This window comes from Streptomyces sp. NPDC050423 (assembly GCF_040655445.1).
Lineage (GTDB): Bacteria > Actinomycetota > Actinomycetes > Streptomycetales > Streptomycetaceae > Streptomyces.
Genome location: NZ_JBFAJY010000015.1, coordinates 1 through 19,356, shown reverse-complemented (window position 1 = coordinate 19,356; position 19,356 = coordinate 1). Strand labels below are relative to the sequence as shown.

Genomic DNA, 19,356 nt, shown 5'->3' with positions numbered 1-19,356 from the left:
CTCATGACCGCTCCCCGTACCAAGCAGTCCAAGCGCCCCCGCCAGATCCTGCACGCCGTCACGGTGGTCGGACTGCTCGCCGCCAGTGCGTACTTCACTGTCGAACTCCGCAAGGACGAACAGGCCAAGGCACCCGCCGTCCAGGCCATCACGGACAAGCCGGCGGGAGCCGCGCTGGCGTCCGGGAAGCAGACCTGGGAACGGCTGAACGCACCCGCCCGTACGGTCCTGCGCGACGCCGGCGGCAAGGTGATCGCCACCTTCACCGACCACGCCCGCACCGCCACACTCACCGGCCCCTCCCGTACCTTCGCCGAACCCACCAGCACCAAGTCCCGGGTGATCACCGAGAGCTGGGTGCGGCTGATGCCGGAGAAGTGGAAGAAGGGCGCCGAGAAGCAGCAGTGGTTCAAGGACTGGTTCAAGACCTACTTCGGCAGCGAGGAGGACGACCTGTTCGCCTTCGCCTTCCAGTACGTCGAGGGGGCGCCGGTCAAGAAGGACGACGAGGGGGTCTCCTACGCCGGGGACGCCCAGTTCGGACCCCTCAACCCGGTCGGCAGCGAGGGCAACGACCTGCGCCTGGAGGAGTCGGACTTCTTCGACTACCTGGGCATCCCGTACACCTTCCGCAACGGTGTCACCCGCCAGCCCGACAAGGCCCGTTACCGGGCCATCGACTGCTCGGGCTTCATGCGCACGATCTTCGGCTACCGCGCCCGCTACCCGCTCGCCCCCCTCGACGGCCAGGGCGACGGACTGCCCCGCACCGCCAACGGCATCGCCCGCTCCAAGCTCGGCGCGGACGTCATACCGCTCAAGGGCATCGCGCCCGCGGATCGGCCCACCTCGATCGACGTGCTGCAACCCGGCGACCTGGTCTTCTTCAAGCTCGACCAGCGCACCGGCCAGCGGCTGGACCACATCGGCATGTACATGGGCCACGACTCGGACGGCCACCTGATCTTCGTCTCCAGCCGGGAGGAAGTGAACGGCCCGACGATCGGCGACAAGGGCGGCACCTCACGCCTCGACGGCAACGGCTACTACGCGGCGACCCTGCGCAGCGCGAAGCGGCTCTAGGGACAGCGCGAAGCGGCTCCAGGGAGCGTCCGGAAGCGGACGCGGGGTTGTGCGGAACCACAACGGTTCCGCACAACCCCGGTCCGCCGGCCGGTGCCGCCCTCTACCCTCGGAGCTGCGCGTACGCCCGTGTGCGCGGACCTTCCACGACCAGGTATCCAGGAGCAGCCATGTACGCGCCGGGTTATCCGCCGACCGCTCCGCCCAGAGTCCCGGGGCGGGCCTGGATCGTGTCGATGCGGGTGCTGTTCTGCGCGCTCTCGGTGTTCTCCATCGGGATGCTGCTCTGGGCCCCGCTGCTCCGGCTGGCGATCGTGCGCCGCAGGGCCTTCGACTGGTGGCTGACCGGCGGCGCGTTTGCGGCCGTCGTCGCGATCCTGATGGTCATCGGCCGGGACGAGGGCGACGCCCACGGCATCGACTTCCTCCTCATCCCCCTGCTGCTCCTGAGCATGGTGGCCGCTCCCGTGTACTACCTCGTCGCGGACATCCGCCACTACGGGCCGCACGGGGCGAAGCAGCACGCCATGGGCGGGTACGTGCCGCCGGCGCCCGGGTACCCGTACGCGACCACCACCCCGGTGACCGGTATGCCGGGCCCCGCCCCGAAGCCCCCGCACCAGCCGCAGACCTTCCCGCAGCAGCCCTTCCCGCAACAGCAGTACGGGCAGCAGCCGGCCCCGCCGCCCACCCCGTACCCGCAGCAGCCCCACCCGCAGCCCCAGCGCATCGACCAGGTCCGCGCCGAACTCGACGAGCTGAGCGACTACCTGCGCAAGGAGGAAGGCCGGTGAACGGCCGCCTCATCGGCGGGCGGTACGAGCTGTCGGCCATCCTCGGCCAGGGAGGCATGGGGCAGGTCTGGACGGCCTACGACCAGCGACTGGACCGCCGGGTCGCCGTCAAGCTGCTGCGCCCGGACCGGGTCACCGGCCCCATGGGCAGCGAAGCGGCCGCCGAACTGCGCCGCCGCTTCGTCCGCGAGTGCCGGGTCACCGCCCAGGTCGACCACCCCGGCCTGGTCACCGTCCACGACGCGGGCAGCGACGGCGACGAGCTCTTCCTCGTCATGAGTTACGTCGAGGGCGCCGACCTCGCCGACCATCTCGCCGAGCACGCCCCGTACCCCTGGCAGTGGTCCGTCGCCGTCGCCGCCCAGCTCTGCGCCGTCCTGAGCGCCGTGCACGCGGTGCCGATCGTCCACCGCGACCTGAAGCCCCGCAACGTGATGGTGCGCCCCGAAGGCACCGTCCTCGTCCTTGACCTCGGGGTCGCCTCCGTCCTGGACACCGACACCACCCGCCTCACCCACACCGGCTCACCCATCGGCTCCCCGGCTTACATGGCCCCCGAGCAGGCGATGGGCGGTGCCGTCGGCCCCTACACCGACCTGTACGCACTCGGCGTCCTGCTGCACGAACTCCTCAGCGGCGACGTGCCGTTCGCCGGCTCCACCGCGCTGGGCGTGCTCCACCGCCACCTCTACGAAGCGCCGGTCCCCGTCCGGCAGATCCGGCGCGACATCCCCGAGGCGCTCGAAGCGCTCGTGCTGCGGCTGCTCGCCAAGGACCCGCAGCACCGCCCGTCCGGCGTCCAGGAGGTCTACGAGAGCCTCGCCCCGCTGCTCCCCGTCCGGGGCGACGGACTGCCCGGCGGACCGCTCGACCCGACCCGCCCCTTCCTGCGCCCGCACGCCCCGTGGCCCGACCGCGTCACCACCCCGCCCGCCGGCAGCCCCGCACCGGCGCCCGCGCGGCCCGATGTCGCCGCCGCCGTCGACGAGGTCAAGAAACTGCTCGGCGAGGGCCGGATCACCCACGCCGTCGACCTGCTCGGCGGCATCCTCCCGGCCGCCGCGGAACAGCACGGCGAGAGCTCCCCGGTCGTCCGCATCCTGCGCAAGCAGTACGCGGCGACCCTGATGGACGACGGCCAGTACCGCCGCGCCCTGCCCGAACTGCGCCGCCTCGCGGACGACCGCGCCGCCGAGGCCGGACCCGCCGACCCGCAGACGCTCCAGTTCCGCCAGGACACCGCGCAGTGCCTGGAGCAACTGGGCGAGCCCGCCGCCGCGCTCGCGGAGTACCGCGCCGTCCTCCCGTACTACGAGAACCGCTACGCGACGGGCGACGACCCGGCCCGCTCCTACGAGATCCGCCACCGCATCGGCCACCTCCTGCTCGCGCTCGGGGACCACGCGGCGGCCATCGGCGGACTCCAGTCGCTGCTCTACGACACCGAGCGCAGCTACGGGCCGAACCACCCGCTGCCCACCGAACTGCGCCGCCAACTGGACCGCCGCCGGAAGGTCCGGGGCGGCTGAATCCCGGGCGCCACGGGCCAGTTCACCCAATGGCCGCCCCTCGGTCACACCCGGCATCCGCTCCCGACACATTGACCGGCTGATCTGCATGGGTGCTGATCTCGCTGGTGGTGCCCTGCTTCAACGAGGAAGAGATTCTCGAACGCTTCCATGAACGCGTGACGGACGAGATGACCCGCCTGGGTCACGCGTTCCAGCTCGTCTACGTCGACGACGGGAGCGCGGACCGGACCCTGCCGATCCTGCGGCAGCTGGCCGCCGCCGATCCACGGACCCGCTACGTCTCCTTCAGCCGCAACTTCGGCAAGGAGGCCGCCATGCTGGCCGGCCTCCAGCACGCCGAGGGCGACGCCGTCGTCATCATGGACGCCGACCTCCAGCACCCGCCCGAGCTCGTCGCCCGCATGCTGGAGGAGCACGCCCACGGCTACGACCAGGTGATCGCCCGCCGCACCCGCAAGGGCGACCGCGTCACCCGCACGCTCACCGCCCGCGCCTACTACTGGCTGATCAACCGCCTCGTCGACGTGGAACTCGTCGACGGGGTCGGCGACTTCCGGCTGCTCTCCCGCCGGGCCGCCGACGCCGTACTCGAACTCACCGAGTACAACCGGTTCTCCAAGGGGCTCTTCGCCTGGGTCGGCTTCCCCACCACGACGTTCAGCTACGAGAACGCCGTCCGCGAGGAGGGCCGGTCCGCCTGGACCTTCGGGAATCTGCTGAACTACGGACTCGACGGGCTGCTCTCCTTCAACAACAAGCCGCTGCGCGCCGCGCTCTACCTCGGCCTGCTGCTGCTCTCCCTCGCCCTCGTCCACTCCGGATGGATCGTCGGCGTCGCCCTGGTGAAGGGGGTCGACACCCCCGGATACGTCACCCTCCTCGTCGTCGTCACCGCCCTCGCCGGGGTCCAGATGGTGATGGTCGCAGTGGTCGGGGAGTACGTCGGCCGGATCTACTACGAGGTGAAGCGCCGCCCGCACTACCTGGTGCAGGACACCAACACCCGGCCCCGCGGGCCGGCCCCGGAGCCGGAACCCCTGGAGTCCGTACGCCGATGACGGTCAAGGCACAGCTGGCACGCTTCGCACTCGTGGGCGTCGTGAACACCGGCACGTACTACGGCTGCTACCTCGCCCTGCTGACCCGGCTGCCCTACATAGCGGCGCACGTGGCCGCGTTCGCGCTCAGCATGACCGGGTCGTTCCTCCTCAACTGCTGGTTCACCTACCGGACCCGGCCCACCTGGCGGAAGTTCCTGCTCTTCCCGCTCACCAACGCCGCCAACTTCGTCATCACCACCGGCGGGGTCTACCTGCTGGTCGACCTGGCCGGATTCAGCAGCCGGTACGCCCCGCTGGCCGCGGCCGCCGCCGCCGTCCCGATCACCTTCGTGGTCTCGCGCACGATCATGCTGCGGCCGGACGAACCGCCGAAATCGGCCCTGCCGGTGCGCTGACCGGGGCTCCGGGGGAGACCACATCCCCAACTCCTTCCGAATCGTTGGTCGAAGCAGTGGCCCGGACCGGTTCCACTGCCCTGGAGCATCCGGCACTCGGGGGGCGGCGTCGCGGGTCCGGGCACGCACATCTGCCGCGTTGTCGTCAATCAACAACGCTCCGCGTTGCCTCAATCCTCCGCCTTGCAGCTGCACGCACCCGGACCCGCTCCTTTTCCCACCCCCCAAGTGCCGGATGCTCTAGCATCGATCACCGCAAGGCTTTGTGCACCGCCGCACAATCTCCTCGGGAGGCTCCTTTGCACCGCCGCAGTCGCACCGCGCTCACCGTCTCCGCCGCCGCTCTCCTCGCAGCGCCACTTCTCTCCGCCTGCGGCAGCCAGGCCCGCCCCGGCGCGGCAGCCGTCGTGGGCGGGGACCGGATCGCGGTATCCACCGTGCAGGCCCAGGTGGCGGACGTGCGCGACGCACAGGACAGCTCCGCACAGCCTGCCCAGGGCGCCGACCAGTCCGGCCAGCTCGCCCGCGCCAAGCTGCACGGGATCATCCTGGACCGGGTCCTGGACCGGGCCTCGGCGGACGCCGGGGTCACCGTCAGCCGCGCCGAGATCCAGCAGATGCGCCAGTCGGCCGTCGCCCAGTACAAGGGCGAGAAGGGGCTGCGGGCCGCGGTGCTCCAGGAGCGCTGGATCTCCCCCGGCCAGATCGACTCCTTCCTGCGCGAGCAGATCCAGCTGACCAAGCTCTCCCAGGCACTCGGCGCCGACCCGTCGACCCCCGCCGGCACGAAGGTCCTCGGCGACGCGCTGACGAAGGCGTCCAAGGCGCTGAAGGTCGACGTCAACCCGCGCTACGGCACCTGGAACAACAAGCAGATCCAGCTCGCGGACTACAAGGCCCCCTGGATCAACCAGGTCACCAGGCCCGCCCAGGCGCCCGCGGAGGCCGGGGCGTAGCAGCGGCCGGGCGGCCGGGTAGATTCGCAGCGTGAACGCTGAAGACCCCGGCCGTATCGTCCTGCTCACCGCCAGCCACCGGGTCGCGCCGGGACTGCTGTCCTGGCCCGCCTGGCAGACGCTGCACGCCGCCGACCGGGTGCTGTGCGCCGAGCCGGACCAGCCGCAGCTGCCGTATCTGCGCGAGGCGGGCATCACGGTCGAGCCGGCCGTCCCCGACGCACAGGAGCTCGTCGGCGCCTGCGCCGGCGGCCGGACCGTGGTGGTGCTCAGCGGCGGCGAGGGGAACCAGCCGCTGACCGACGGGCTGGCGAGGCTGGCGGGCTCGGGGCGGGTGCGGATGCCGAACCTGGAGCTGCTGCCCGGCTCGTACGACCTGCCGGGTGCCCGGCTGCTGGATCTGGTCCAGGTCATGGACCGGATCAGGATCGAGTGCCCCTGGACCTCGCGCAAGACCCACGAGGGCCTCGCCAAGTACGCCATCGAGGAGGCGTACGAACTCGTCGAGGCCATCGAGGACGGCAACCGCGAGGAGCTGCGCGAGGAGCTCGGCGACGTACTGCTCCAGGTCGTCTTCCACGCGCGCATCGCCGAGGAGGACGAGACGGAGCCGTTCTCGGTGGACGACGTCGCCGCCACGCTCGTCGAGAAGCTGATCCACCGCCATCCGCACGTCTTCGGCGACGAGACCGCCGAGACCCCGGAGGACGTCCACGCGCACTGGCTGCGGACCAAGGCGATCGAGAAGCAGCGCGAGTCGGTCACCGACGGGGTGCCGCTCGGCCAGCCCGCCCTGGCACTCGCGGCGAAGCTGGCCGGCCGGGCCCGTACCGCCGGACTCGACGTCCCGCTGCCGCAGCCGCACGGCGAGAACGAGGGCCAGGCCGACGGCATCGGCTACCGGCTCCTGGAGCTGGCCGTGCGCGCGCAGGAGGACGGCATCGACCCGGAGGCCGCCCTGCGGGCCGCGGGCCGCGCCTACCGGGACGCCATCAGGGCGGCGGAGGGCAACGGCTGACGTCCGGGCCGGCGGACACGGTCGTGGGGGTGAACTCCACCGGGAGTGTCCGCAGACCACGCATGATGAGTCCGCCCCTCCACCGCAGGTCGACGGGGTCCACAGCCAGCCGGAGGTCCGGCAGACGGCGGAACAGGGTCTCCAGTGCGGTGCTGCCCTCCAAGCGTGCGAGGGGAGCGCCCAGGCAGTAGTGGATGCCGTGCCCGTACCCCAGGTGCTGGTTGTCCCGGCGGGACAGATCCAGCGTGTCCGGCTCCGCGAAACGGGCCGGATCACGGTCAGCCGCTGCGAGGACCACGAGCACTGGATCACCCTCGCGGATCCGCTGTCCTCCGATTTCGAGCGCTTCCGTGGCGTAGCGCCAGGTGGCCAGCTCCACCGGGCCGTCGAAACGCAACAGCTCCTCGACGGCGCTGTCCAGGAGGTGCCTGTCGCCTCGCTGGACCGCGCTCTGGAAAATGGCACGCTGCGGGGGGTTACGGAAGAACGCGTGGGCGCTGTTGCCGATCAGGTTGATGGTGGTCTCGAAACCCGCAAAGAGGATCACGAAACACATCGCCGCGGCTTCGTTCTCGGTGAGGTGCTCGCCGTGGTCGCTGGCCCGGATCAGGCCGGAGATCAGGTCGTCGCCGGGGTTCTGCCGCTTTCTGTGGATCAGCTCGGCAAGGTAGGCGCGGATCTTCTTCACGGACCGGGCGACCCCGCCGCGCGGCCCGCCGCCGTGCCGGATCATCATGCCCGCCCAGTCCCGGAAGTCGTCCTGGTCCTCCTCGGGTACGCCGAGCAGATCACAAATGGCGTAGATGGGGAGCGGGAAGGCGAAGGCGTGGATCAGGTCGGCCTCCCCCTTCTCCGCGAAATCGTCGATGAGCCGATCAGCCAGCTCCTGCACGCGGGGTCCGAAAGCGGCGATCGTCCGGGGCGTGAACGCTTTGGAGACCAGTCGGCGAAGTCGTGTGTGGTCGGGCGGATCGATGTTCAGCAGATGCGTCATGAGGTTGGCGCTGCGCTCGCCTGGGATGCCGGTTTTGCTCTTTCCCTGGGCGTCCTTCGCGTGGTGCGCGGGGTTCTTCGAAAGGCGGCCGTCGGCGAGGGCCTGCCGGGCGTCTGCGTATCGGGTGACGAGCCACGCCTCGACACCGCTGGGCAATATCGTCTGGTGTACCGGACTGTGCTCCCTCAGCCAGGCGTAGGCGGGGTACGGGTCGGTTGCGAACTCCCAGGTGAAGAGTTCTGGCGGCGGGGTGTGGTTCACGTGACGACGGTATCGGGCGTCCGCGGTTCGGCCTGCGCCGTCGCGTTTCTCGCCGGCCGTCGGTATCGGGCCCCATCGGCGGATGCGGCAGCAACACGGACGGCAGGAAGCCGAGGCGTAACCCGGACCATTGAGCGGCCCTCGGCCGGCCTGGGCCCGGCCCCGGGCGCCTCGTCCTGTCCGCAACACTCAGACGAGTAACAGGGAAGACTCCTGTGGGCTGCTTCCCAAAAAACGGCACCGGCCCCAAAGCGCTCGGTAGAGCGCAATGAGGCCGGAACCTTCCCGGCGGTGCGTCAACACCCCGGGGACGGAACAGTCTCGGAGGACTGATCATGTCCAGTGTGCGAGAAGACGGCAGCCCCGTCCACGGCGACCAGGTCAAGATCGGCGTCCCGCCCATCCTGTCCGAGGAGCGTGCCGAGCTCCTCACCAAGAAGGGGGGAGTCCTGCGGAGAGCCGTACTCCAACGCGGCAGAGATCGAAGGCGTCGTCCGGACCGAGCTGGCCGAACTCGTGAAAGACGAATCCCAACTCCTGGTGAGGGCGTCCGAGTGGGTCAGCAGCCGGCCGGGGGACAGGGAGAAGTACGAGAAGCGTGTCACCGACTTCGCCGGGAAAATCGCGAAGCAGGAGGACCTCATCCACCGGCAGGTCCCCGCGTACATGAAGGCCGGCGTCGACCCCCTCGTACTCAAGGCGGGGTTGAAGGAGATGCAGCAGGAGCCGGCCGAGTACCGCAAGCAGCTGGGCTTCGCCGAAGAGTGGTTGCAGGCGTACGCGGAGCACGAGCGTCAGGCCCGCAACCTCGTCGGCATCGCGCACAACGCCGGCCAGCCCCTCGACAGCATGACGCTGTTGGAGCGCAAGGAAATCTTCGACATCCGGGAAGTCGAAGAATCACTTCACTTCGAAGTACGACATCCGCGCGCAGTTCTCCGGCATGCTCCACAGGCTCCGGCAGGGGCTGTCATGGGCCGGCATGCCCCTTGCCTGGGGCCCGATCAATCCCATGTGGGAACGCCGGCTCTTCTGGTGGAAGCGAGGCTCCCAAGGACAAGGGGACGCCGTGACCTCCCAGCGGCTCCAGCGGTCCCTGGCGGCGGGGGAGACCGAGCTGCTCGCCACCGGCGTCGAGGAACTGCTGCGTCACGACGGCCCGGTGGAGCTGGCGACCTGGCGGTTCGCCAACGGGGCGCTGACGATCGGCGGGCAGCGGGTCGCCGAGGGGGACCCCGTCCTCGTGGTCCCTCGCGGCCGCCGACCGGGACCCCGGACGCTTCGGTGCTCCGGACACGCTGGACCTCGCACGGCGTGACAATCAGCACCTCGGCTACGGGCACGGCATCCATTACCGCCTGGGAGCACCGCTCGCCAGGCTGGAGGGACAGGCCGCGCTCGCCACGCTGCTGAAACGCCTTCCGGACCTGCGGCTTGCGGTGGAACCTGGCGATTTGTGCCGGCGTGGCGGGCTCATCATGCGCGGACTGCGCGCGCTTCCGGTGGAGTTCACCCCCGGGCCCACTTCCAGGGAAGGTGACACGCTGTCAACTCTGTGACTTTTACGTGATCTCTGCTGCATCGACTTGTGACACACGTTCGAGTCCCGCTAGGTTCACCGTTCGACTCACCCGTCACTCGTCAGTCACACGGAAGGCATTCCCATGGGCTCCGCGAACGGCAGACACCGTCGCCCTCGGCAGGCACCCGCGATCATCGTCGCCGCAGGCGTGACCGGCTCGGCCATTGCCATCCCGCTGCTCGGCGCGGCCGGCGCGCACGCCGCCGACGCCTCGACCTGGGACCGGGTGGCGGAGTGCGAGAGCGGCGGCATGTGGAGTGCCGACCTCAGCAACGGCTACTACGGCGGCCTGCAGTTCTCGCAGGAGGTCTGGAAGTCGTACGGCGGCGAGTCCTACGCCCCGCGCGCGGACCTCGCCAGCCGCTCGCAGCAGATCGCCGTGGCGGAGAAGGTCCTGGACGCCCAGGGGCCGAAGGCGTGGCCCAGCTGCGCGGTCATCTCCGGCCTCGCCGTCGACGGGTCCCTGCCCGGCGTCGACCCGGGCAGCACGCGGTCCGCCGACCCGGCCGAGAGCGCGGACCCGGCCGAGAGTGCGGACCCGTCCGCGAGTGCCGCCCCGTCAAAGAGCGCCGGCCCCTCGGACGACGCGTCCAAGGGCGCGACGAAGGCCCCGTCGGACGACGCCACGGCCGACACCGCCGACAAGGACCGTACGCCGGACGCCTCGGCCTCCCCGTCCGCCACGCCCTCGGCATCCGGCTCCTCCGGCGCGACCGCCCCCTCGGGCACCCCGGACGCCTCGGACGCCCCGGACGGGTCCTCCTCGGACGGGGAAGCGGGCGGCAGGCACCGCGGCGCGCCCGCCCCGGAGGGAGCGGGCAGTGACCGGGACTCGGGGCGGCACGCCTCGCGGGGCGAAGGCGACGCACGCGACAAGGGCGCACCGGCTGCTGACGGTACGTACACCGTCCGGCCGGGCGACAACCTCTGGGCGATTGCTGACGCACAGAAGCTGCCCGGCGGCTGGCCCGAGCTGTACGAGGCCAACAAGGCGACGGTCGGTTCCGACCCGGACCTCATCCTTCCCGGCCAGAGCCTCGATCTCGGCGTGCAGGCCGGATGAGGGCGGCCGCGGAAGCGGTCTGATCAACAGCCGAAAACGCCTCAAATCCGGGGCGCTTAAGAGGCCTATGTCCCACTTTTGACTAAGTGAGACATGGGTCTCTTCGCGTGAACTGGCGCGTCTTGTTCGGGAGCTCCCCCCGCAGCCCTTCCGACCTGCGCAAACATGTGTTTTTCAGATGCAATTATGGACCGCTTATCCGGTATGTCCTTCTTTGAATGTGGGGGTTGCGTGTGTTTACGGTCGGAACCGCTCGCACCGCGGGCCCCGTCGATCGTCACGCCGAATCCTGCCGTCGGTCGAAGGGAACAGACGCGTAAAGCGCCGTAGGCAGGAGCGGGGGACCCAGGTAAGTGCCGGGCCCGATCGTCGCAAGACGCATCAGGACCGGCTTGGGGTTAAGTCGTGCGCTAGGACGTGCGACCGGGCAACTCACTTGGCCCGAACCCGACAGCTCACCTCGTAGGCGTCGGTGAGGAGAAGTCTCGATGCTGCTGAACAGCAAGGGCAACAAGCACCGCCGCCCGTCCAAGGCCGTCCGTTTCGCCACGCTCGCCGGTGTGACGGGTGCCGCCATCGCCGTGCCCCTGATGGGTGCCACCGGCGCCTCCGCGGCCTCCGTCTCCACGTGGGACGCGGTCGCCCAGTGCGAGTCCGGCGGCAACTGGTCCATCAACACCGGCAACGGCTACTACGGCGGTCTGCAGTTCTCGCAGTCCAGCTGGGCCGCCGCCGGCGGTACGCAGTACGCGGCCCGCGCCGACCTGGCCAGCAAGTCCCAGCAGATCGCTGTGGCCGAGAAGCTCCTCGACATGCAGGGACCGGGCGCCTGGGCCTGCGCCGGCGCCGGCAACCTGAGCAACGACGGTGTCGACCCGGGCGTCGACACCGGCTCCACCGCCCCCAAGACCGAGACCGCTCCGAAGCAGGAGTCGGCTCCGGCCCAGCAGGCCGAGCCGAAGAAGGCCGAGCGCACCGAGGCCCCCGCCACCAACCGCTCGGACCGCTCGACCGCCCCCGAGGCCGGGCAGAAGAAGACCGTCACCACCCCGACCGGCGAGAAGGTCAAGAAGGGCGACGGCGAGTACAAGGTCGTCACCGGCGACTCGCTGAGCCAGATCGCGGCCGACCACGACGTCAAGGGCGGCTGGGAGAAGCTGTTCGAGCTGAACAAGGACATCGTCAAGGACGCCGACATGATCTTCCCGGGTCAGCAGCTCCACCTGGTGAAGTAGTTCGGCACTCTCCTCGCTGAGCGCCCCGGCCCGGCCGCACCTCCCCCCGTGCGGCCGGGCCGGGGCTCACCGCTTTCCGCGTCGATTGTTCAACTGTTGTAGTTACTGGCCAGTAAATTTCTGGCCGTTTGCCCTGCTGTGCCTGCTCTTGGGTCCTTTTTCGTCCCAGGGGACGGGCGGACGGCCGACTGAGACGGCCGGGCCGGTTAGGCTCTTGTCGCAAGGCCAAAGTGACCCTGCACAACCAGCGTCATATCCCAGAAGGAGATGCCTCGTGCCGTCCATCGACGTCGTCGTAGCCCGGGAAATCCTCGACTCCCGGGGCAACCCCACGGTCGAGGTCGAGGTTGGCCTCGACGACGGCAGCACGGGTCGTGCTGCTGTTCCGTCCGGAGCCTCCACCGGTGCGTTCGAGGCCATTGAGCTTCGCGACGGTGACCCCAACCGCTACCACGGGAAGGGCGTCGAGAAGGCGGTCCTCGCCGTGATCGAGCAGATCGGCCCGGAGCTCGTCGGCTACGACGCGACCGAGCAGCGGCTGATCGACCAGGCCATGTTCGACCTGGACGCCACCGAGAACAAGGGCTCGCTCGGCGCCAACGCCATCCTCGGCGTCTCGCTCGCCGTCGCCCACGCCGCGTCCGAGGCCTCGGACCTGCCGCTGTTCCGCTACCTCGGTGGCCCGAACGCGCACCTGCTGCCCGTCCCGATGATGAACATCCTCAACGGTGGGTCGCACGCCGACTCCAACGTGGACATCCAGGAGTTCATGATCGCCCCGATCGGCGCGGAGTCCTTCTCCGAGGCCCTGCGCTGGGGCGCCGAGGTCTACCACACGCTGAAGAAGGTCCTGAAGACCAAGGGCCTGTCCACCGGTCTCGGTGACGAGGGCGGCTTCGCGCCGAACCTGGAGTCCAACCGCGCCGCGCTCGACCTCATCGTCGAGGCCATCAAGGAAGCCGGCTACGCCCCGGGCAAGGACATCGCGCTCGCGCTCGACGTCGCCGCGTCCGAGTTCTACAAGGACGGCAAGTACGAGTTCGAGGGCAAGTCCCGCTCGGCCGCCGAGATGACCGAGTACTACGAGGAGCTCGTCGACGCGTACCCGCTGGTCTCCATCGAGGACCCGCTGTACGAGGACGACTGGGCCGGCTGGAAGGTCATCACCGACAAGATCGGCGCCAAGGTGCAGATCGTCGGCGACGACCTCTTCGTCACCAACCCGGAGCGCCTGGCCCGCGGCATCGAGGAGGGCTCCGCCAACGCCCTGCTCGTCAAGGTCAACCAGATCGGCTCGCTGACCGAGACCCTGGACGCCGTCGAGCTGGCCCAGCGCAACGGCTTCAAGTGCATGATGTCGCACCGTTCCGGCGAGACCGAGGACGTCACCATCGCCGACCTCGCGGTCGCCGTGAACTGCGGCCAGATCAAGACCGGCGCCCCGGCCCGCTCGGACCGTGTCGCCAAGTACAACCAGCTGCTGCGCATCGAGGAGATCCTCGACGACGCCGCGGTGTACGCGGGCCGCTCGGCGTTCCCGCGGTTCCGCTCCGCGAACTGACGAACACGGCAAGGGCTGACAAGCTCGACCGGGACCGACGCCCCGGCCTCCGTCCGTCCCCGCACTCGGTCCCGTACCGTGTGCGGGGACGGACGTGCGTAATGGGGAGGCGGAGACATGGCCGCGAAGGACCGGGACCGGTTCTCCACCGCGACCCGGCTGAGGCTGCTCGGTGAGCAGACCGCAGCCCGCGTCTACAGGTCCCAGAACCGCCGTCAGGCGCACCGCTCCCGGCTCACCGGCCGGGCGGCCTTCCTGGCCCTGATCGTCTGCTCCCTGGTCGTCGCCCTCGCGTACCCGATGCGTCAGTACGTGTCGCAGCGCGACGAGATCGCCGACCAGGAGCGGCTCGCACAGGAGGCCGAGGCACGCACCGAGGAGCTGCGCGACGAGAAGTCGCGTCTCCAGGACGACGCCTACGTCAAGCGGCTGGCCCGCGAGCACCTGCATTACCTTCTTCCGGGAGAGACCGGCTACACGGTGGTCGACCCCGACGCGGTCAAGGAGCGCAACGGAAAGCCGGGCGAGTCCGGCCGGCCGTGGCACTCCAACCTGTGGGACGGCGTCGACAGCGCCGACCGCGGCTGACCCGTACTCCCTCGTTCATCTGCGCGACCGCAGTTCAAGCAGCCCGATCAGAACCTAGGCAGGCATGGAAACGCCCCCTCCTCAGACCGAGTCCACCGCGCCCACCGACGCGGACATCGCCGCGTTCCAGCAGCAGCTGGGGCGCCCGCCGCGCGGGCTGCGGGCCATCGCGCACCGCTGTCCGTGCGGAAACCCGGACGTGGTCGAGACGCAGCCCCGGCTGGAGGACGGCACGCCGTTCCCGACGACGTACTACCTGACGTGCCCGCGTGCGGCGTCCGCGATCGGCACGCTGGAGGCGAACGGGGTCATGCGGGAGATGACCGAGCGCCTCGGTACGGACCCCGAGCTGGCGGCCGCCTACCGGGCGGCGCACGAGGACTACCTCGCGCGGCGTGACGCCATCGAGGTGCTGGAGGGCTTCCCGAGCGCGGGCGGAATGCCGGACCGGGTGAAGTGCCTGCACGTGCTCGTGGGGCACTCGCTGGCCGCGGGTCCTGGGGTGAACCCGCTGGGGGACGAGGCGATCGCGATGCTGCCGCAGTGGTGGCGCAAGGGGCCGTGCGTGTCGCCCTGCGGCGCGCCGGGCGGGGACGAGAGCTGAGGTTCCCCCCCGGACCCCCGCTCCTCAATCGCCGGAGAGGCTTGAAGACATGACGCGCGTGGCCGCCATCGACTGCGGTACCAACTCGATCCGTCTGCTGGTGGCGGATGCCGACCCCGTCACCGGGGAGTTCGCCGAGCTCGACCGGCGGATGGAGATCGTCCGGCTCGGGCAGGGCGTCGACCGGACCGGACGGCTCGCCCCCGAAGCGCTGGAGCGGACGTTCGCCGCCTGCCGGCAGTACGCGGCGGTGATCAAGGAGCACGGCGCCGAGAAGGTCCGCTTCGTCGCCACGTCCGCCTCCCGGGACGCGGAGAACAGGGACGAGTTCGTCCGCGGGGTGCTGGACATCCTGGGCGTGGAGCCCGAGGTGATCACCGGTGACCAGGAGGCGGAGTTCTCCTTCGACGGGGCCACCAAGGAGCTCACCGGCCGCGACGACCTCGCGAAGCCGTATCTCGTCGTGGACATCGGCGGCGGCTCCACCGAGTTCGTCCTCGGGGACGACCGGGTGCGGGCCGCCCGGTCCGTGGACATCGGCTGCGTCCGGATGACGGAGCGCCATCTCTCGCGGGACGGCGCGGTCGTCGACCCGCCCACGCCGGACGCGGCCGACGCGATCCGCGCGGACGTCGCCGCCGCCCTGGACCTGGCCGGGCAGAGCGTCCCGCTCACCGGGGCGGGCACGCTCGTGGGGCTCGCCGGCACGGTCACCACCGTGGCCGCGATCGCGCTGGGCCTGGAGGAGTACGACTCCGCGGCGATCCACCACTCCCGGCTCTCCCTGGAGCAGGTCCGGGCGATCGCCGGGCGGCTCCTGTCGTCGACCCACGCCGAGCGTGCCGCGATCGGTGCGATGCATCCGGGACGGGTCGACGTGATCGCCTCCGGCGCGCTGATCCTGCTGGCCGTCATGGAGCGGACCGGGGCCCATGAGGTCGTGGTCAGCGAGCACGACATCCTCGACGGGATCGGCTGGTCCATCGCGTAGTGCGCCCCCTCGGGGGCCGGGGCGGCACAGCGCCCTTCTGGGGCCCCCGCGCGGGGCTCCCGGGGCCCCGTGCCGGGAGGTGCGGGAACGTCGCTCATACGCATTCCTGCCTGCACCTTTGAGTCGCTGAGGGCCGCCCGGGGGACCCGGTCCGGGGCACGTCGCGACGAACTTCGTGAACTTCTTCACAAGGAATTGCGCCCCTGGGGGCGGACTTCTCCTCCGGACGGGCGTCCGGGAGGGTGTGCGGGGTCACAAGCGGCCGGAACGGGGCGGTTCCGGGGGTGTTGCGGGAGTGTGAACCGAGGGGGTGGTCCACCTGGCCCGGCGGCTCAAGGGCCAGCTCACAGGGGGTGAACAACGTTCGCCACGGTGTCGTGGTTCCCTTCCGGGAGCATGACCTGGGTCACGTGGGCGGCGAAGTGTAGCAGAGGGTGGGGCATACCTTGTGAAGGGGCTCACGAGGTATCCCCCCGGGTGGGGTGGATACTCGATGGCATGAGCACCACGGAGCGTCCCAGGATCCTCGTAGTAGGCGGTGGGTACGTAGGCCTGTACGCAGCTCGGCGCATTCTGAAGAAGATGCGCTACGGAGAGGCGACCGTCACGGTCGTCGACCCCCGTTCGTACATGACCTACCAGCCCTTCCTCCCCGAAGCTGCTGCCGGCAGCATCTCGCCCCGGCACGTCGTCGTCCCGCTGCGGCGCGTGCTGCCGAAGGCCGAGGTCCTCACCGGCCGCGTCACGACCATTGACCAGGACCGCAAGGTCGCCACGGTCGCGCCGCTCGTCGGCGAGGCCTACGAGCTGCCCTTCGACTACCTGATCATCGCGATGGGCGCCGTCTCGCGCACCTTCCCGATCCCCGGCCTGGCCGAACAGGGCATCGGCATGAAGGGCATCGAGGAGGCCATCGGCCTGCGCAACCACGTTCTGGAGCAGCTCGACAAGGCTGACTCGACCACCGATGAGGAGGTCCGCCGCCGGGCGCTCACCTTCGTCTTCGTGGGTGGCGGGTTCGCCGGTGCGGAGACCATCGGCGAGGTCGAGGACATGGCCCGCGACGCGGCGAAGTACTACACGAACGTGAAGCGCGAGGACATGCGCTTCGTGCTCGTCGACGCCGCCGACAAGATCCTTCCCGAGGTCGGCCCGAAGCTGGGTGCCTGGGGCCGGGAGCACCTGGAGTCCCGTGGTGTCGAGGTCTTCCTCTCGACCTCCATGGACTCCTGCGTCGACGGTCACGTGGTGCTGAAGAACGGTCTGGAGGTCGACTCCAACACCATCGTGTGGACGGCCGGCGTGAAGCCGAACCCGGCGCTGGCCCGCTTCGGCCTGCCGCTCGGTCCGCGCGGTCACGTGGACACCTCCGAGAAGCTCCAGGTGCAGGGCACCGACTACATCTGGGCCGCGGGCGACAACGCCCAGGTTCCGGACCTGGTCGGCCGCAAGGCCGGCAACCCGAACGCCTGGTGCCCGCCGAACGCCCAGCACGCACTGCGTCAGGCCAAGGTCCTCGGCGACAACGTCATCTCCGGGATGCGCGGCTTCCCGCAGGCCGACTACAGCCACGCCAACAAGGGCGCGGTCGCCGGTCTGGGCCTGCACAAGGGCGTCGCGATGATCGTCGTCGGCAAGATGAAGATCAAGTTCAAGGGCCGCCTCGCCTGGTACATGCACCGTGGCTACCACGGCATGGCGATGCCGACCTGGAACCGCAAGATCCGGGTCTTCGCCGACTGGACCCTCGCGATGTTCCTCAAGCGCGAGGTCGTCTCGCTCGGCGCCATGGAGACGCCGCGCGAGGAGTTCTACGAGGCCGCCAAGCCGGCTCCGGCCCCCGCAGCCGCCCAGCCGGTGGGCGAGAAGGCCAAGGCCGCCTCCTAGCGCGCACCCGGGACCGGAGGCCCAACACCTCCCGGTCCGCCCGCGGATACCCGTATCCGCGCGGAGCAGTCGCACAACGCCCGAAGGGGCCGTCCGCCATCCGTGGTGCGGGCGGCCCCTTCGGCGTATCGGTACGGCGCGGGGCGGGGCACGGTACAGGGGGGCCGGGGCCAGCGGCCCGGCGGATGCATGGTTCGTACAGGCATTTTGCCGTTCCATTGCGCAGTAGCGGGATGGCCCGGTCGCCGGAAACTGTTGAGGGGGGTGTACCTCGCCGCGGTGCCAACGGGTGCCGGGGCGTGGTCCGAGACATGTGTGGGCATGTCTGGGCACGTTGGGAAACACCATCACGGAGGTGTGCGCCATGGCAGACGCCGCGTTGCGGCTGACCGCTCTCGCCCAGGAGTTGCTGGGAGAACCCCTACCGGTCCGCATCCGGGCCTGGGACGGCAGCGAATCCGGACCGCCCGATGCTCCCGCCCTCGTCATCAGGAACCGTCGCGCCCTGCGCCGGCTGCTGTGGAAACCGGGCGAACTGGGCCTCGCCCGCGCCTGGGTGGCCGGGGAGCTCGACATCGAGGGCGATCTGTACGAGGCCCTGGACCTGGTGGCCGGGCTGATCTGGGACAGCGGTGCGGAGGCGAAGGACCGCGTCCACCCGGTCCGCGACCCGAAGGTGCGAGCCGCGGCCAAGGGGCTGCTGCAACTGGCCGGACCCTGGCCGCCGCCCCCTCCGCCGCCGGAGGAGGTACGCCGCCGCACCGGCGCCCTGCACACCAAGCGCCGTGACAAGGAGGCCATCAGCCACCACTACGACGTGGGCAATGACTTCTACGAACTGGTCCTCGGCCCGTCCATGGTCTACTCCTGCGCCTACTGGGAGGACGGCGGGAACCTTGAGGACGCCCAGCGCGACAAGCTCGGCCTGGTCTGCCGCAAGCTCGCGCTGAAGGAGGGGGACCGCCTCCTGGACGTCGGCTGCGGCTGGGGCTCCATGGCCATCCACGCCGCCCGCGAGTACGGCGCCCGGGTCACCGGCGTGACCCTCTCCACCGAACAGGCCGCCTTCGCCAGGAAGCGCATCGCCGAAGAGGGACTGACCGACCGGATCGAGATCCGGGTCCAGGACTACCGGGACGTCAGGGACGGCCCGTACGACGCCATCTCCTCCATCGGTATGGCGGAACACGTCGGCTCGGTCCGCTACCGCGAGTACGCCGACGACGTCTACGCGCTCCTCAAGCCCGGCGGGCGCCTCCTCAACCACCAGATCGCCCGCCGCCCGGAGAAGGACGAGTCCGCGTACCACGTGGACGAGTTCATCGACGCCTATGTCTTCCCGGACGGTGAGCTGGCCCCGCTGGGCCGGACCGTGGCGACCCTCGAAGAAGCCGGTTTCGAGGCCCGCGACGTCGAGTCGCTCCGCGAGCACTACGCACTGACCCTGCGCCGCTGGGTCGCCAACCTGGAGAAGGAGTGGCCGCGTGCGGTGAAGATGACCTCACCCGGCCGGGCCAGGGTCTGGCGCCTGTACATGGCCGCCTCCGCGCTCTCCTTCGAGCACAACAAGATCGGCGTCAACCAGATCCTGGCCGTGCGGCCGGCGGCGGGCGGAACCGCCCGGATGCCGCTGCGCGCCCGCGACTGGAAGGCGTCCGCGACCGGCTGAGCCGGACGTGACACGGCAGAGGGCCGGGGCAGGCGCGCACCCTGGAGATGCTGGGGGAGAGCGCCGCGGAGCACGGTGACGC

The 19,356-nt window shown here is 70.3% G+C and carries 16 protein-coding genes, 1 pseudogene and 1 riboswitch; of the genes and pseudogenes, 16 read left to right on the top strand and 1 reads right to left on the bottom strand.

Translation table 11 applies throughout. The annotated features are described in order from the left end of the window. Window positions 1-3: 3 nt before the first annotated feature. The 7 genes from AB0I52_RS13710 to AB0I52_RS13680 all read left to right on the top strand — a co-directional run bounded on the left by AB0I52_RS13710 (window position 4) and on the right by AB0I52_RS13680 (window position 6,839). The gene (locus AB0I52_RS13710) at window positions 4-1,083 is read left to right on the top strand and encodes an NlpC/P60 family protein (RefSeq protein ID WP_363072087.1); all 1,080 of its coding nucleotides are present in this window, start codon (window positions 4-6) and stop codon (window positions 1,081-1,083) included. Between the two features lie 170 nt (window positions 1,084-1,253). Beyond that, entirely contained in the window at window positions 1,254-1,877 is a 624-nt protein-coding gene (locus AB0I52_RS13705; protein ID WP_363072085.1) for a hypothetical protein, read from the top strand. Then, complete coding sequence (locus AB0I52_RS13700) at window positions 1,874-3,406, top strand: serine/threonine-protein kinase (protein WP_363072083.1); 1,533 nt, start codon at window positions 1,874-1,876, stop codon at window positions 3,404-3,406. The genes AB0I52_RS13705 and AB0I52_RS13700 overlap by 4 nt, the downstream gene beginning before the upstream one ends. Window positions 3,407-3,498: 92 nt before the next feature. After that, window positions 3,499-4,467: a glycosyltransferase family 2 protein gene (locus AB0I52_RS13695; protein WP_363072081.1), complete on the top strand. Its 969-nt coding sequence runs from the start codon at window positions 3,499-3,501 to the stop codon at window positions 4,465-4,467. Next, window positions 4,464-4,865 (top strand): GtrA family protein, encoded by a 402-nt coding sequence (locus AB0I52_RS13690; RefSeq protein ID WP_363072079.1) that lies wholly within the window; start codon window positions 4,464-4,466, stop codon window positions 4,863-4,865. The genes AB0I52_RS13695 and AB0I52_RS13690 overlap by 4 nt, the downstream gene beginning before the upstream one ends. A gap of 299 nt (window positions 4,866-5,164) precedes the next feature. Beyond that, entirely contained in the window at window positions 5,165-5,821 is a 657-nt protein-coding gene (locus tag AB0I52_RS13685; RefSeq protein WP_363072077.1) for a SurA N-terminal domain-containing protein, read from the top strand. Between the two features lie 31 nt (window positions 5,822-5,852). Continuing rightward, entirely contained in the window at window positions 5,853-6,839 is a 987-nt protein-coding gene (locus AB0I52_RS13680; protein ID WP_363072075.1) for a nucleoside triphosphate pyrophosphohydrolase, read from the top strand. Here AB0I52_RS13680 and AB0I52_RS13675 read toward each other — a convergent pair. Beyond that, complete coding sequence (locus tag AB0I52_RS13675) at window positions 6,814-8,094, bottom strand: cytochrome P450 (protein ID WP_363072073.1); 1,281 nt, start codon at window positions 8,092-8,094, stop codon at window positions 6,814-6,816. The genes AB0I52_RS13680 and AB0I52_RS13675 overlap by 26 nt on opposite strands. Window positions 8,095-9,172: 1,078 nt before the next feature. Here AB0I52_RS13675 and AB0I52_RS13670 point away from each other — a divergent pair. The 9 genes and pseudogenes from AB0I52_RS13670 to AB0I52_RS13630 form a co-directional block, all read left to right on the top strand. Further along, window positions 9,173-9,653: pseudogene (locus AB0I52_RS13670) on the top strand (cytochrome P450); the annotation flags it as partial. A gap of 105 nt (window positions 9,654-9,758) precedes the next feature. Beyond that, entirely contained in the window at window positions 9,759-10,739 is a 981-nt protein-coding gene (locus AB0I52_RS13665) for a transglycosylase family protein (RefSeq protein ID WP_363072071.1), read from the top strand. 312 nt (window positions 10,740-11,051) lie between these two features. Further along, a riboswitch (cyclic di-AMP (ydaO/yuaA leader) is annotated at window positions 11,052-11,223 on the top strand. 4 nt (window positions 11,224-11,227) lie between these two features. Further along, window positions 11,228-11,974 (top strand): transglycosylase family protein, encoded by a 747-nt coding sequence (locus AB0I52_RS13660; RefSeq protein ID WP_363072069.1) that lies wholly within the window; start codon window positions 11,228-11,230, stop codon window positions 11,972-11,974. Between the two features lie 274 nt (window positions 11,975-12,248). Then, window positions 12,249-13,535 (top strand): phosphopyruvate hydratase, encoded by a 1,287-nt coding sequence (gene eno, locus AB0I52_RS13655; RefSeq protein ID WP_363072067.1) that lies wholly within the window; start codon window positions 12,249-12,251, stop codon window positions 13,533-13,535. Between the two features lie 117 nt (window positions 13,536-13,652). Beyond that, window positions 13,653-14,123 carry a septum formation initiator family protein gene (locus AB0I52_RS13650; protein WP_363072065.1) on the top strand — a complete coding sequence of 157 codons (471 nt, stop codon included), beginning with the start codon at window positions 13,653-13,655 and terminating at the stop codon, window positions 14,121-14,123. A 64-nt stretch (window positions 14,124-14,187) separates the two neighbouring features. Continuing rightward, a complete protein-coding gene (locus tag AB0I52_RS13645) occupies window positions 14,188-14,727 on the top strand; it encodes a DUF501 domain-containing protein (protein WP_362954982.1) in 540 nt (179 codons plus the stop codon). A gap of 49 nt (window positions 14,728-14,776) precedes the next feature. Beyond that, window positions 14,777-15,718: a Ppx/GppA phosphatase family protein gene (locus AB0I52_RS13640; RefSeq protein WP_363072062.1), complete on the top strand. Its 942-nt coding sequence runs from the start codon at window positions 14,777-14,779 to the stop codon at window positions 15,716-15,718. A 498-nt stretch (window positions 15,719-16,216) separates the two neighbouring features. Then, entirely contained in the window at window positions 16,217-17,605 is a 1,389-nt protein-coding gene (locus AB0I52_RS13635; RefSeq protein ID WP_363072060.1) for an NAD(P)/FAD-dependent oxidoreductase, read from the top strand. Window positions 17,606-17,969: 364 nt separating this feature from the next. Continuing rightward, window positions 17,970-19,274 carry a cyclopropane-fatty-acyl-phospholipid synthase family protein gene (locus AB0I52_RS13630; RefSeq protein ID WP_363072058.1) on the top strand — a complete coding sequence of 435 codons (1,305 nt, stop codon included), beginning with the start codon at window positions 17,970-17,972 and terminating at the stop codon, window positions 19,272-19,274. The last annotated feature ends 82 nt before the right edge of the window (window positions 19,275-19,356 follow it).

Coding starts and splice junctions, on each gene's coding strand:
- AB0I52_RS13710 (WP_363072087.1), top strand. CDS start 4: ATGACCGCTCCCCGTACCAAGCAGTCCAAGCGCCCCCGCCAGATCCTG.
- AB0I52_RS13705 (WP_363072085.1), top strand. CDS start 1,254: ATGTACGCGCCGGGTTATCCGCCGACCGCTCCGCCCAGAGTCCCGGGG.
- AB0I52_RS13690 (WP_363072079.1), top strand. CDS start 4,464: ATGACGGTCAAGGCACAGCTGGCACGCTTCGCACTCGTGGGCGTCGTG.
- AB0I52_RS13665 (WP_363072071.1), top strand. CDS start 9,759: ATGGGCTCCGCGAACGGCAGACACCGTCGCCCTCGGCAGGCACCCGCG.
- AB0I52_RS13660 (WP_363072069.1), top strand. CDS start 11,228: ATGCTGCTGAACAGCAAGGGCAACAAGCACCGCCGCCCGTCCAAGGCC.
- AB0I52_RS13650 (WP_363072065.1), top strand. CDS start 13,653: ATGGCCGCGAAGGACCGGGACCGGTTCTCCACCGCGACCCGGCTGAGG.
- AB0I52_RS13645 (WP_362954982.1), top strand. CDS start 14,188: ATGGAAACGCCCCCTCCTCAGACCGAGTCCACCGCGCCCACCGACGCG.
- AB0I52_RS13640 (WP_363072062.1), top strand. CDS start 14,777: ATGACGCGCGTGGCCGCCATCGACTGCGGTACCAACTCGATCCGTCTG.
- AB0I52_RS13635 (WP_363072060.1), top strand. CDS start 16,217: ATGAGCACCACGGAGCGTCCCAGGATCCTCGTAGTAGGCGGTGGGTAC.
- AB0I52_RS13630 (WP_363072058.1), top strand. CDS start 17,970: ATGGCAGACGCCGCGTTGCGGCTGACCGCTCTCGCCCAGGAGTTGCTG.